Origin of the sequence: Bacteroides sp. L008, from assembly GCF_040812255.1 — a bacterium.
In the GTDB taxonomy this organism is placed as follows: Bacteria; Bacteroidota; Bacteroidia; order Bacteroidales; family Bacteroidaceae; genus Bacteroides; species Bacteroides vicugnae.
This window is the reverse complement of sequence record NZ_JBFNXO010000001.1, coordinates 3,474,004-3,488,106: the sequence shown is the minus strand read 5'-3', so window position 1 is coordinate 3,488,106 and position 14,103 is coordinate 3,474,004. Positions and strand designations below refer to the sequence as shown.

9 protein-coding genes are annotated in these 14,103 nt (G+C 40.7%); 4 read left to right on the top strand and 5 right to left on the bottom strand.

Annotated elements, in window-relative coordinates; translation table 11 throughout:
- Nucleotide 1: 1 nt before the first annotated feature.
- From AB3G73_RS13945 to AB3G73_RS13935, 3 genes are all read right to left on the bottom strand, one after another.
- Nucleotides 2–394 (bottom strand): HIT family protein, encoded by a 393-nt coding sequence (locus AB3G73_RS13945; protein WP_148367051.1) that lies wholly within the window; start codon nt 392–394, stop codon nt 2–4.
- 51 nt (nt 395–445) lie between these two features.
- Entirely contained in the window at nt 446–910 is a 465-nt protein-coding gene (greA, locus tag AB3G73_RS13940; protein ID WP_032844195.1) for a transcription elongation factor GreA, read from the bottom strand.
- A gap of 181 nt (nt 911–1,091) precedes the next feature.
- Nucleotides 1,092–2,243: a DUF4369 domain-containing protein gene (locus AB3G73_RS13935; protein WP_074636488.1), complete on the bottom strand. Its 1,152-nt coding sequence runs from the start codon at nt 2,241–2,243 to the stop codon at nt 1,092–1,094.
- Between the two features lie 196 nt (nt 2,244–2,439).
- Here AB3G73_RS13935 and pnp point away from each other — a divergent pair, with 196 nt between their 5' ends.
- Complete coding sequence (gene pnp, locus AB3G73_RS13930; protein ID WP_004323285.1) at nt 2,440–4,566, top strand: polyribonucleotide nucleotidyltransferase; 2,127 nt, start codon at nt 2,440–2,442, stop codon at nt 4,564–4,566.
- A 411-nt stretch (nt 4,567–4,977) separates the two neighbouring features.
- Nucleotides 4,978–7,962: a hypothetical protein gene (locus AB3G73_RS13925; protein ID WP_367745138.1), complete on the top strand. Its 2,985-nt coding sequence runs from the start codon at nt 4,978–4,980 to the stop codon at nt 7,960–7,962.
- Nucleotides 7,963–8,395: 433 nt separating this feature from the next.
- On the opposite strand, the gene AB3G73_RS13920 is transcribed toward AB3G73_RS13925, so the two are convergent.
- Nucleotides 8,396–8,659 carry a hypothetical protein gene (locus AB3G73_RS13920; protein ID WP_148367054.1) on the bottom strand — a complete coding sequence of 88 codons (264 nt, stop codon included), beginning with the start codon at nt 8,657–8,659 and terminating at the stop codon, nt 8,396–8,398.
- A 219-nt stretch (nt 8,660–8,878) separates the two neighbouring features.
- Between AB3G73_RS13920 and AB3G73_RS13915 the strand changes: the two genes are divergently transcribed.
- Both AB3G73_RS13915 and AB3G73_RS13910 read left to right on the top strand, forming a co-directional pair.
- Complete coding sequence (locus tag AB3G73_RS13915) at nt 8,879–9,358, top strand: helix-turn-helix domain-containing protein (protein WP_217722348.1); 480 nt, start codon at nt 8,879–8,881, stop codon at nt 9,356–9,358.
- Nucleotides 9,359–9,387: 29 nt separating this feature from the next.
- Nucleotides 9,388–11,145, top strand: coding sequence for an ATP-binding protein (locus AB3G73_RS13910; protein ID WP_234133709.1), 1,758 nt, complete (start codon nt 9,388–9,390; stop codon nt 11,143–11,145).
- A 214-nt stretch (nt 11,146–11,359) separates the two neighbouring features.
- Here the strand turns inward: AB3G73_RS13910 and AB3G73_RS13905 are convergent, their stop codons facing one another.
- Nucleotides 11,360–13,642, bottom strand: coding sequence for a GH92 family glycosyl hydrolase (locus AB3G73_RS13905; protein ID WP_367745137.1), 2,283 nt, complete (start codon nt 13,640–13,642; stop codon nt 11,360–11,362).
- Between the last annotated feature and the right edge of the window lie 461 nt (nt 13,643–14,103).

The following is a 14,103-nucleotide window of genomic DNA, read 5'->3' as shown; positions in this document are numbered from 1 at the left end:
TTTATAGAGAGGAGTTGATTGCTTGTGCTATGGACTTGAATTCCTCGTCCGACAATTTCAGTTTCGGATTCGAAAACAGCATATCCGATTCCTTTTGAATAGGAATTAAATGAATATGTGCATGAGGCACTTCCAGTCCGATAACAGCTTCACCTACCTTTCGGCAAGGGAATGCTTTCTCAATGGCACGGGCTACTTGCTTTGCAAACACATGCATAGCAGCCAGGTCTTCATCGCTCAAATCGAAAATATAGTCTACTTCCTGTTTGGGCACTACCAATGTATGTCCCTTTACCAACGGATTGATATCGAGAAAAGCAAAAAACTTTTCGTTTTCCGCTACCTTGTAGCAGGGTATCTCGCCTGCGATGATTCTACTGAATATTGTTGCCATAACTTTTATTGATAAATTAAGGCAAGCCCCACACGGAGACCTGCCTTTACGTTAAATTGATATGTTTACTACTTCCAGTGCAATTTTACCTTGTGGAACAGTGATTTCTGCTACATCACCCACTTTCTTGCCAAGCAGACCTTGTGCAATCGGGGTATTAACGGAAATCTTTCCTTCCTTCAGGTTAGCTTCACTTTCTGAAACGATGGTATAAATCATCTTCATGCCATTCTTTACATTCTTCAGTTCCACCTTATTTAAAATCTGTACGGAATCTGTTTTCAATTTAGATTCATCGATGATTTTTGCATCTGCAATGGTAGCTTTCAATTTGTTGATACGCATTTCGAGCATACCTTGCGCTTCTTTTGCTGCATCGTATTCAGCGTTTTCAGACAAGTCTCCTTTATCTCTGGCTTCGGCTATTGCCGCAGAGATCTTCGGGCGTTCCACTGTTTCCAGTTCCTTCAGTTCCGCCATCAGTTTTTTGTAACCTTCTTCTGACATATAAGCCATGATGTTTTCCTCCTTTAATTGTTTTAAATGGTCATATAAACAAAAAAGAATTCCAACATGAGCCATGTTGGAACCCTCTTTTCATTATTTCTTTGCAAAGATAGCTTTTTATGTGATACGTGTCAAGTGAAAAAAGATGCTATGTAACATATTTAAAAGAAATATGCTAAATTATAACAACTTAGAGTAATGACTTGACAGCTGCTTCCAAATCCTTAATATCTTCGCCACGAAGCTTCAATTCGTTGTTACGATTAATCAAAAAGATAGATGGAACCTGACGAACATTATATACAGCTACGTTGGTAGAGTAAACTCCGTTTCCATCGCGCACACAGACCCATGGAAGGTTGTCTGCCGCTGTTTTCCAGTAGTGTTCGTCCGCGTCGAGAGATACCTGGTATATTTCCAGTCCTTCTTTAGCGTATGTATTATATAGTTCGCGAAGCATCAGGTTGTGAGGAGCTCCGGCAGGTGACTGGAACACAGAGAAATCAAGCAAAACGACTTTGCCTTTCAGGTCGGTCAGCTTGCGCACATTTCCTTTCACATCACGCAAGGCAATGTCGATGATGCCGGTTTCTACGATCTTATCCTGTGGAATTTCCAGTGCTTTCGTTTGCGGTTGGCGCGTGTTCTTCATTCCTTTGATTACAATATTATAAAGGTTTTTGGAACGTACCGCATGAGGGAACGAGTTGTTGAGGCTCGTAGCAACAGCAGCGAAACATTTCACATCGTCTTTATTGTTCAACGGATCGAATATCAGATAATTATTGAGCTTCTGGAACAGGGCAAAGTAAGCCGCAGCCGTGTTGGGAGCAGCGAAAATATAGTTCACCTTGACATCTTCCTTATAGTTGTTGAGCAATGTTGCCAAGCTATCTTCGAACACATCGTGCCCTATCCTGTTGCTGCGCAAGGATGCCAGCAAATCGTCCACCTCTTTTTGAAGGCGGATCTGCTTCAACGTCAGTTCTTTGATTTTATTGCTGTTTTCCGAACCTTCCACCGCATAAGCAGTAGAGAAGTCCACATACGGAGCTTTGATCTGGATCGTTTCGATAGAATCTACAGAAAAATTGATGATTTTGTCGTCAATCCGCAAACGGTAAAATTCGGGTGACTCAGGACGAGGCTGCTTGAAACTGAATGTGCCTTCCCCTTTCAGCTTTACTGAATCGAGCGGAACAATACCTTCCAGACCGGAAGCTTCGAGATAAAGCATTTTACCGTCGGCTCCTGATACATCCCCGTTCACCTGGAATTTAGGGCCGGAACTACAAGCAGTAATAGTAAGTGCGGCGAGCGCTGCAAAAGTAACCTTTTTCATATAGTGTGTGTTATTAACGAGATGCAAATATACTTCTTTTCGAGATTAGTCAAAGCATTTTGCTGTGTTCTTCATCCTAATTTTGAAAAAAAATCAGTTCACCACTAACTTTTTACCTCATTTCCACCTGATTACCACGATAAATGTATATCTTTGCAGGAATTTTGAAAGAAAAAGTATAGATAAAACAATTTTTATGATTAACCCAATTGTTAAGACAATCGAGTTACCTGATGGAAGAACCATCACACTCGAGACGGGAAAGTTGGCAAAACAGGCAGACGGTTCTGTAATGCTCCGCATGGGAAATACCATGTTGTTAGCTACTGTTTGTGCCGCTAAAGATGCAGTTCCCGGAACAGATTTTATGCCTTTACAGGTAGAGTACAAAGAAAAATTTGCGGCATTCGGCCGTTTCCCCGGTGGTTTCACCAAGCGAGAAGGTAGAGCTTCTGATTATGAGATTTTGACTTGCCGTCTTGTCGACCGTGCTCTCCGTCCTTTATTCCCCGATAATTATCACGCAGAGGTATATGTAAACATCATCCTCTTTTCTGCTGATGGTGTGGATATGCCGGATGCATTGGCAGGACTTGCCGCTTCTGCAGCACTTGCCGTTTCAGATATTCCTTTCAACGGACCGATTTCTGAAGTACGTGTAGCACGTATCGACGGTCAGTTCGTTATCAATCCTACTTTTGAACAACTGGAAAAAGCTGATATGGATCTGATGGTAGCCGCTACTTATGAGAATATCATGATGGTAGAAGGTGAAATGCACGAAGTATCCGAAGCTGAATTGCTGGAAGCAATGAAAGTAGCTCATGAAGCTATCAAGGTTCATTGTAAAGCTCAGATGGAGTTGACTGAAGAGGTTGGAAAAACAGTGAAACGTGAATACAACCATGAAGTGAACGACGAAGATTTGCGCAAGGCTGTTCGTGAAGCATGTTACGAAAAAGCTTATGCTGTTGCCGCTTCCGGAAACAATAACAAACACGAACGTTTTGCTGCTTTCGAAGCTATCCGTGAAGAATTTAAAGCTCAATTCTCTGAAGAAGAGTTGGACGAAAAGGGTGCGTTGATCGACCGCTACTACCACGATGTAGAAAAAGAAGCAATGCGCCGTTCTATCCTTGACGAAGGTAAGCGTTTGGATGGTCGTAAGACTACTGAAATCCGCCCGATCTGGTGTGAGGTTGGTCCTCTGCCTGGTCCTCACGGATCTGCTATCTTTACTCGTGGTGAAACACAATCACTGACTTCCGTTACTCTGGGTACCAAACTGGATGAGAAGATCATTGACGATGTTTTGGAACACGGAAAAGAACGTTTCTTGTTACATTATAATTTCCCTCCTTTCTCTACAGGCGAAGCAAAAGCACAACGTGGTGTAGGCCGTCGCGAAATCGGTCACGGTCACTTGGCTTGGCGTGCTTTGAAAGGACAGATTCCTGCTGACTATCCGTATGTAGTACGTGTGGTTTCAGATATTCTCGAATCTAACGGTTCTTCTTCTATGGCTACTGTATGTGCCGGAACATTGGCATTGATGGATGCTGGTGTGAAGATCAAGAAACCGGTATCAGGTATCGCTATGGGATTGATTAAGAATCCGGGCGAAGAGAAATATGCTGTATTGTCTGATATTCTGGGTGACGAAGACCACTTGGGTGATATGGACTTCAAAGTAACAGGAACAAAAGATGGTATTACGGCTACTCAGATGGATATCAAGGTAGACGGTCTGTCTTACGAAATTCTGGAACGTGCTTTGAATCAGGCAAAAGAAGGACGTATGCACATCCTGGGTAAGATTACTGAAACAATCGCTGAACCACGTGCCGACCTGAAAGAACATGCTCCACGCATTGAAACGATGACAATTCCTAAAGAATTTATCGGTGCTGTGATCGGTCCTGGTGGAAAGATCATCCAAGGTATGCAGGAAGAAACAGGTGCTGTGATTACTATCGAAGAAATTGATGGTATGGGACGCATCGAAGTTTCCGGAACAAACAAAAAATGTATTGATAATGCAATGCGCATGATTAAAGCAATCGTTGCTGTTCCTGAAGTGGGCGAAGTTTATAAAGGTAAAGTTCGTTCTATTATGCCTTATGGTGCATTCATCGAATTCTTGCCGGGCAAGGATGGTTTGCTGCACATCTCTGAAATTGATTGGAAGCGTCTGGAAACAGTAGAAGAAGCCGGAATTAAGGAAGGTGATGAGATTGAAGTAAAACTGATTGATGTTGACCAGAAAACTGGTAAATTCAAACTCTCAAGAAAAGTGTTGATGCCAAGACCGGAAAAGAAATAAAAGAGTCATATCTTCTATATAATGAATAGTCTGAAAACTTAGTTTTCAGACTATTTTTTTTAATTCCACTTCTCAGAAAGTATAGTATCAATGAGGTGATACCCTCCCCTTGAAGCGTGATTGTTCAAGGGCTTTTTTGTATATGGATGTATAGGGATCTATTCGTTGCGAATTTCGAATATCGAAACTTGGGTTTTACGGATTTTGTGAAATCCGCAAATGCTGATGCGCTGTCAATACGCTTTTTGCATTTTACAATGTATGTGCCTTTGATTTGCATAATCAGTTGTTATTCAATACGTTTATTGCTTATATCAGAAATGGATATAATTCATAGAGTTACGCGAATTCACGATATTTGCATATTGAGAATAGAGAGAGAATTTGATGTTGTGTAAAAGGAAACAATGAATGATGAAGAGTGGAAATAGAATATATAGAAATTGGCTTTATGCGTTATTGCTGATTGTCTTTTCTTCTTGTATAGATGAAACTTTCACCGAGAATACTGTGGAAGGGACATTTCTGACAGTGAGAGGGATAACACCTCTGGGAGCAACCACACACGAGGGTACTCCGGAAGACCGAGTAGTGCGCACCCTGCGTATTCTGGCATTTGACCGGACGACTGGAAATAAGATTAGTAATGTATCTTATGCTGCATCAACAGGAGATATCATTCGGCATCCTATTGATCCGGGAACGTATGATTTTGTGTTTTTGGCCAATGAACCTCCTCATATACCGGTTAAAACCAAGTTGGAAGCTATTGGTAATTACAGTGATTTGAATCATATTGCTTATCCGGCAAGTTTTTTCTCATCGGAGCAACTCATCCCGATGATGCAGGAGATAAAGAATGTAACCGTACTTTCCAATGGTCAGGGGGCCACACTGGAAAATGGTACGACAGTGTCCATGCTACTATTGGCTTTGGAACGACTTGGAGTGAGGGTAGATGTTGAACTGAAAGCAGTGGATGACTTGAATAGTGTTTTTAAAGGAGTAATATTCAGTAATATCCCCAATCTCGTTCCCTTGACGGCAGGTTATGATGGTCCGGCTATTGAACGGAATGTGGTACGTAAGTTTACCTTAACCGACGATGGGGGGTATTTTGCTGACGGCACTGCTACCGCCGAATGGGGATGGGGCAAGAAAGTCAACCGTATTATCTTGCCGGCAAGCGAACCGGCATCTGTCAATGACGAAGATGAGGCTGTGATTTTCACCGTTGATATGGTAGATAATTATAGTCCGTCTTGCGAATTGAAGATAAATTCGAGTCCGGTGAATTATAGTTTGCCTAAAAATACGAAGCTCGACTTGACAGGATATATACAAGACCCATTGCAGGTGAATATAATAGCATCGAAGTGGGAAGATGTGGATGAAGATTGGGACATAGTAGGTGTCAAAGTCTTGAATGTATCGACTTTGGAAACCGGTATTACCGATTTTAATGGGGCGCGGATCTCTTTCAGTTCCAATATGCCGATAGTGAAAGTGTTACCCGAATTGTATGTGGGTGCTACGGGAACTACTAAGGCCGAAACAGAAAAGATATTTAATGACCTTGTATTAAAGTCTAATGATACCAAAGATAATGGGGCGACGATCACATACGCCACTTCCCGTTTTCTGTACACCTATGATAAAACATCTCAAACCGGTACAGGATATATGGATGTGTTGCTTGATGAACAGAATGTGAAGGGTGCGCGGGAAACTTATCGGATTGTTTTGTCTGTTGAAGACGAAGACGGTGGCAAACTGCAAAGAGAAATAAAAGTCAATACAGTTCAAGACGGAAAACGTTTTGCATTTAATGCATACGGAACTGGGTACATAGGTGCTTTTTTTAGAGATGATGAGGTTGGTGAAAGAATTATTACCGGACAGCAGGCTAGGATAGCGGGAGCAAGCGAGCGTCCGGAAGATTTGGGAGCAATTTCTCCTTGGAAGGCGACTGTGGAATCCGGTGATTTTGTAGTCTTGAGTTCTACTCCAAGCTTCGACCCTCGTGTCGGAATGGATGATCCGGGGAATCCAGAACACTATCAGGTGCTCCCTAATGCATATAAAGGAGAGGGAGGAACCTATGTGGAAGGTAGGGGACGTGTCTATTTTCGTATTGGTGTAAAAGGGAAGAATACGGGAACAACTCCAAGGTATGCCAGAGTTAAAATTGAACGTTATGGAGGTAGATGGGGGACAGGGGACAATCAAGTGTGGTACAGTGCAGAATATCTGTATGTCCGGCAGGGGGAAGAGCCCGATTATATTATGAGGCCGGGAACTGCAGACCCTATATCTAAAGGGCCATTGCAAGGTAAATCCCGTGATTATGCTCGTAAAATATCACCTTATAATCTGACCTCTCCGGCCTATTATAACGGTAGTAATGCCCTGTATACTCCGGTGGATCATAAGCAGGCAAAGTTTGTAAAGTATCCAAGTCAGGCTGGGGCTTTCTTTCAATGGGGACTTCCCAAGAAGGCGAATCAGGATTATTTCCGGTTAGCTTATCATCCTACTGCCCTCACTGTAGACCATTGGATTAAAGATATACAGTTCCTCAATGAAACGTATAAGCTGTTTTTACCGGTATGGGGAGCGGCTCCTTCATCACCGGAAATTATATATGATTATGGATACACAGAGGTTTTTGAATCTTGTCCTGAAGGATATCACCGCCCGTCGGATGGGTATATTGATAGAGTCTCTTATAACGGACCGTATCCCAATAATTTGGATCAGAATGGCGATCATGTCATTGTTGATACCGATAAAAATGTCATAAAGGCAAATTTGGTGGATTATAGCGATGATATAGCTTTTTCCGAGTTGCGGCAATCTTTATTTATAAATCCATTAAGTGGAGATGCCGGTTTGAATTCGAATATTGGAGGATATGATGGTTCGGCGGGAGTGGGTGGAATTAAGGTAGACCGATATCAGAACTTTTGGAAGGATAGAAATAGTACAAGTGAAGCACAAGAACATATGAAATTCTCTATAGGTTTTTATGCTGATGGTTTCTTTGACCGCCGACCTGTCAAAATGGGATCGGGTGACGGGAATTATCCTTATTGTGTTTCATCGGAGAATGCGCAGGCTGCGTATATGGGAATTCTGGTCTATAATGAGTCGAATGGTGCTTCTGTTTTCTTTCCTTCGGCGGGAAGACGTCGTAATCAGAATAGTAGTCTGGAGTATGCTGGGCAGACAGGTTATTACCATACCTCTTCCATAGCTGCATCGTCTGCCGAAGATCCTCATGCTGTATGGAGTATGTTTTTGGGTAAATGGCCGAATCCGGGACTTATGTATCAGTTGCCGACATTTGGGCAGTCTATCCGCTGTGTTAAAAATGAAACATCGGGTACGAGATAACCCACAGTATATTCTAATCTGACTCTGACTTAATTTATTGCTTTGGTTAAGCCGAGTCTGTTTTTCTTTGCATTTAATCCCGTTTTTTTTAAAAAACGGGATTTTTTATTAGTAACATTCAGAGTTGACCTGTTTTATATAAAAAGAATCGGAAAGTACCCCCATACTTCCCGATTCGAAACAGTCAAAAATCGACCTTAATCAATTTATTAACTTAACACGTCGCAAAGATATGAGAAAAATTTCTTTGAAAGAGCTTTTTTGCTCAAAAAGTTTATGATACAGGCAAATATACCCGCTAATAAAGCCGCTTTTCTTGCTTTAAAACCAACACTTCGTTCCTTTTAAAGGAAGAGGCCGTTGGTTTAAAAGGAACTGATAGGGTGTTTATATAGAGATTAGGATTAATGATTTTTCGATTATATCAGTTAGTTTATAAGTTTGTTTTATACTCCTCTTCTATTCGTTTTATATGTGCGAGGTTTCTTTCCAGTAATTCATTTAGCTCGTGATTAGAAAAGCAAGCTCCTAAATAGATCGTGCTTTCTGCTTCAAAGTCAAACGATTCATTGTCTTCATTCACTACAATCTCAATTTTTCCTTGTGCATCTGTAGAGATTACTACATTGTATCTAGCCATCAATCCTTTGAGCTCTTTTATGAATCTATATTCTTTGTTTGTTAATATTCTTTTCATGTCGGTCAGCTCTTTTGTTTTGCTATTCTTTCGTGTGGTAAAGTTCGTAATTATTTAACACATTACACGCTATTTGAAGTATTCATTTTATTCTATTTGTCAGGTTGTAATATTCCTTTTATTCATATTATCACATCTATTCGTTTTTTTCGTATATTTGCTTCGAGCGAAACTTTTCATTTGTATATTTGTTGGATTTTAAAAAGAAAGAAAATAAAAATGGAAACAGAAGAATTGATTATTGGGAGAGTCCATCACGGACGCAATATACGTCGTACCCGTGTTGAAAAGAATATGAACCAGGAGGGTTTGAGTGAATTAGTACATCTCTCACAGCCTGCTGTTTCTAAATATGAGAAGATGAGAGTGATTGATGATGAAATGTTGCAACGCTTTGCACGGGCGTTGAATGTGCCTTTCGATTATCTCAAGACTTTGGAGGAGGATGCACAGACGGTGGTGTTTGAGAATAATACGGTGAATGATTCGGAACAAAACACAGGTGGAGCAAAGATTAGTATTGGTACTGTGAAATCTTATACAGAAGATACTGACAGTAGCAATGATAATCGAGTAAACAACTTCAATCCTATCGACAAAATCACTGAACTTTATGAGCGTCTTTTAAAAGAAAAGGATGAAAAGTATGCCGCTTTAGAACGTCGTTTGCAGCATATTGAAGAAAGTTTGCAGAAATAAAGAATAGATAAATTGAAAGGAATCGCAATATGATGAAACAAATACCTTACGGAATAACTGATTTTGGTAGAATCCAGAAAGAAAATTATTATTATGTGGATAAGACAATGTTCATTGAAAAAATAGAGATGCAACCACCTTATCTATTTCTGATTCGCCCTCGCCGATTTGGTAAGAGTTTGACTTTGGCAATGTTAGAGGCTTATTATGATGTTAGTTATGCTGAACAGTTCGACGAGTTGTTTGGTCAACTATACATAGGTCAGCATCCGACGAAGCTTCACAATCAGTTTCTCATTATGCGATTTAATTTCTCGGAAGTGAGTTCTAATGTCAACGAGGTAGAGCGTTCGTTTAAACTTCATTGCTGTAACAAACTACAAGAATTCGTTTACAAATACGAATATTTGCTGGGCAAAGAAATATGGAGTGTTCTCAACGAGGATATACAAGAGGATCCCGGAGCATTTTTATCTGCAATAGGTTCTTATGCTACTCGTAAGAAAAATCTTCGTATTTATTTGCTTATTGATGAATATGACAATTTCACCAATACCATTCTTTCAACCTATGGTACGGAATTCTATAGAAAAGCAACGCATGGTGAAGGTTTCATTCGTGGCTTCTTTAACGTGATAAAATCCGCTACAACAGGAACGGGCTCTGCCCTTGAACGGTTGTTTATTACAGGAGTGAGTCCGGTGACGATGGATGATGTTACTAGCGGTTTTAACATCGGGACTAATATCACAAATGATTCATGGTTTAATGATTTGGTCGGATTCAGTGAGAAAGAGTTGCGTGAGATGTTGATATATTATAAAGAGCAGGGAGTGCTTGAAGAATCTATAGATGAAATAGTTGCCATGATGAAACCTAATTATGACAATTATTGCTTTAGTGAAGACACATTAGAGCAGTGTATGTTTAATTCCGATATGACTCTTTATTTTCTGAAATCTTTTGTACTTCATCATAAAAAGCCTAAAGAAATTGTAGACCCCAACATCCGTACTGATTTCAACAAACTGACATACTTGATAAAACTTGATCACGGATTGGGAGAGAACTTTTCCGTTATAAAAGAGATAGCCGAGCAGGGAGAGATTACTACTGACATCGTTACTCATTTTTCTGCATTGGAGATGACGGATCCTAGTAACTTCAAGTCTTTGCTATTCTATTTCGGGCTTCTCTCCATTAAAGGTGTAGATATGGTGGGAAGACCCATTTTGCATGTGCCGAATTTAGTTGTAAGAGAGCAGCTGTTTAATTTCCTGATACAAGGCTACGTCAAGCATGGTATCTTTAAAATGGATATGAACAAGATGAGTGCTTTATTTGAGAATATGGCTTTCAGAGGGGACTGGAAACCGTTGTTCGATTTTATTGCCGACGCTGTTCGTGAGCAAAGCCGTATTCGTGAATATATTGAAGGTGAAGCGCATATTAAAGGCTTCTTGCTTGCTTATTTAGGAATGTATCGGTATTATCAGCTCTACCCGGAATACGAATTGAATAAAGGCTTCGCAGACTTCTTCTTCAGACCTAGTCCGTCGGTTCCCGTACTGCCTCCTTTCACCTATCTGCTTGAGGTGAAATATGCAAAAGCCGGTGCTTCGGAAAAAGAAATACGTACCCTTGCCGATGAGGCACGTGGTCAGTTGCTGCGTTATAGCGAAGACGAACTGGTGGCAGAAGCCAGAGCGAAAGGTGGGTTGAAGTTAATTACGATTGTTTGGCGTAGTTGGGAGCTTGCCTTATTGGAAGAAGTTACTCTTTCTTAAAAGACAAATTCCATAAATGTTGCTAGATGGTTTGCGGTTCATCTATTTTTTCCTGATTTTGAAACGTTGATGAATAAGGAGATAACTTTTTCCTTTTAATGAATATCTCTAATAAGTCTTGAAGAATAAAATTTGCCTCTGCTATGGATTCCCATAATAGAGGCAAACTTATCAACATGAGACTTAATTAAACAGTCTCTTGTTTTTTATGAATTTAATGAATCTTTTTTAGGACTTTAGAGAAGGAGTAAGGAAAGCTTTCCTCTTCTGTTCCTCTGCTTAAATTGGGCTGGCTTCCCATTTGGAAGTTGATGTTTCCTCCTTTTAATAAGTCTTCATGGCGTAGATAGTTCTTTTTATATTCTGTGCCGTTCAGATTTATTGTTTGAATATACATATTCTTCTTGTTGTTATCGGTTGCCTGGATGATGAGGCTGTTACTGTTTTCAAGATGTAAGGTTGCTTTTTTAAAAAGAGGAGCACCAACGACGTATTCGTCGGTTCCCGGACATACGGGGTAAAAACCTAATGCGGAGAAAACATACCATGCCGAAGTCTGCCCATTATCTTCATCTCCACAATATCCGTCAGGACCCGGTGTGTACATTTTATCCATGACCTGGCGTAGCCAATACTGCGCTTTCCAGGGTTGACCGGCATAGTTGTATAGGTAGATCATGTGTTGGATTGGTTGGTTGCCATGTGCGTAATTCCCCATATTCATGATTGTCATTTCACGAATCTCATGAATAACCTGCCCGTAATAACTTTCATCAAAGACAGGAGGTACGGAGAATACAGAATCCAGCATAGTGATAAACATATCTTTTCCTCCCATTAAGTCAATTAATCCTTGTGGATCGTGGAATACAGACCATGAGTAGTGCCAGCTGTTTCCTTCGGTAAATGCATCCCCCCATTTCAATGGTGAGAATGGAGATTGGAATGTTCCATCTTCATTTTTTCCTCGCATGAGCTTGGAGTCTTTATCGAATACATTCTTATAGTTCATCGCCCGTTTGGCAAAGAGCTGTATTTCTTTTTCCGGTCGTTTTAATTCTTTGGCTAATTGGTAGATACACCAGTCGTTGTAGGCATACTCCAAAGTTCTGGCAGTGTTTTCATTGATTTTTACGTCATAAGGGACGTAGCCTAGCTTATTATAATATTCGTATCCGCGTCTTCCTGTGGAAGATACGGTGGGATGTACGCTTTTTGTTCCATGTATTAACCCTTCGTACAAGGTTTTCACATCTTCTACTTTAATACCTTTTAAATAGGCATCTGCCAGTACGGAAGCCGAATTATTTCCTATCATGCAGTCTCTGTGTCCGGGGCTGGCCCATTCGGGGAAGAATCCGCTTTCTTTGTAGGTATTGATGAGCCCTTCCTGCATTTCTTTATTCATCGACGGATACATCAGATTCAGTAATGGGAAAAGACACCGGAAGGTATCCCAAAATCCGGTGTCGGTAAACATATATCCCGGTAGAACTTGCCCGTTATAGGGGCTGTAATGAACAGGTTTTCCGGCTTCGTCCAGTTCGTAGAATTTTCGGGGGAAAAGTAACGAACGGTATAAGCAGGAGTAGAAAGTGCGGTATTGATCGAGATTTCCTCCTCCCACTTCGATTTTTCCCAGTACCTGGTTCCATGCTTTCTGTCCTTTTTGTTTTATCTGCTCCAGATTGTCATTTCCTAATTCTTTCATATTCCTTGCAGCCTGTTCGAAGCTGATAAAGGAAGAAGCGATGCGTGCATGTACTTGTTCTCCACGTTGAGTTTTAAAACCTATAATGGCTCCTGCATGGTCAGTAGTCTGTTCGGTTGCATTTTCTTGAATACTTCCATTATTCACAGTGGCTTTATAGGTGAAAGGCTTATCGAATTGAATAATGAAATAGTTCTTGAAGTTTTCGGGAACTCCTCCGCTATTGCGTGTACTATAACCGATAATTTTGTTTTCTTCTGGGATAATCTGAATAAAAGACCCTTTGTCAAATGCATCGACTGCAATATACGAATGTTCGTTTTCCGGGAAAGTGAACCGGAAGAGTACAGCACGTTCAGTAGGAGACATCTCCGTGACAATATCGTATTCGGCCAGATACACCTTGTAGTAATAAGGAGTTGCTTCTTCTCCTTTGTGTCCGAACCAGCTAGCCCGCTTTTCTTCGTCGAATTCAGGTTTACCTACCATCGGCATAATGGAGAACTGTCCGTAATCGTTTATCCATGGGCTGGGCTGATGGGTTTGTTTGAATCCACGGATTTTATTGGCTGTATAGACATATTGCCATCCGTCTCCCATTTTTCCGGTCTGTGGCGTCCAGAAATTCATTCCCCAAGGGCGGGCAATGGCAGGGTAGGTGTTACCTGTTGATAATTCAAAAAATGATTGTGTTCCCATTAACGGATTAACGTATTGTGTCCAGTCTTTGGACTGGGCAAGAAGCGTGCAGCTAAGCACTAAAAATAATAACCAACATTTCTTCATAATTTTCTTTTTGAGTTTATAGCTTGCGAAGTAATCACAGCGTTTTCATGCGTTGCCAACGTTGAATGTTCCAACGGGTTGAGACATGACAAAAGTATAGCTTCGTGGTTAAGGTCGTGGTTAAAATCGTGGTTAATGCGATGGCTAATAGGCGCTTTTTTTATTAACCCCGCTAAAGAAACTATCGCAAAAGTATTTTTTACTATGTTATTTAACTATCTATGTGAAATAGACAAATATACCTTACTGTTATTATTTGTATTAGTGTTCTTTTTTTGTCGAACCATTTATGTGCTCAAGGCTTAAAATTTCAGAGAGACGAAAATTCGATTGAAAACAGAACCTCATACAATGACTTTGCCTATAAAAGTCGCACGTTTAAAGACTGGCTTGATATTGCCATTGACTATGCGTCCGCCCTGTAGGGAGGAAATAAGATAATAAAGGCATGAATCAACATG

Bases quoted from the DNA above. Each gene is read 5' to 3' on its own strand.
- AB3G73_RS13945 (WP_148367051.1), bottom strand. From the start codon at position 394: ATGGCAACAATATTCAGTAGAATCATCGCAGGCGAGATACCCTGCTAC.
- AB3G73_RS13915 (WP_217722348.1), top strand. From the start codon at position 8,879: ATGGAAACAGAAGAATTGATTATTGGGAGAGTCCATCACGGACGCAAT.
- greA (WP_032844195.1), bottom strand. From the start codon at position 910: ATGGCTTATATGTCAGAAGAAGGTTACAAAAAACTGATGGCGGAACTG.
- AB3G73_RS13925 (WP_367745138.1), top strand. From the start codon at position 4,978: ATGATGAAGAGTGGAAATAGAATATATAGAAATTGGCTTTATGCGTTA.
- pnp (WP_004323285.1), top strand. From the start codon at position 2,440: ATGATTAACCCAATTGTTAAGACAATCGAGTTACCTGATGGAAGAACC.
- AB3G73_RS13935 (WP_074636488.1), bottom strand. From the start codon at position 2,243: ATGAAAAAGGTTACTTTTGCAGCGCTCGCCGCACTTACTATTACTGCT.
- AB3G73_RS13910 (WP_234133709.1), top strand. From the start codon at position 9,388: ATGATGAAACAAATACCTTACGGAATAACTGATTTTGGTAGAATCCAG.
- AB3G73_RS13920 (WP_148367054.1), bottom strand. From the start codon at position 8,659: ATGAAAAGAATATTAACAAACAAAGAATATAGATTCATAAAAGAGCTC.
- AB3G73_RS13905 (WP_367745137.1), bottom strand. From the start codon at position 13,642: ATGAAGAAATGTTGGTTATTATTTTTAGTGCTTAGCTGCACGCTTCTT.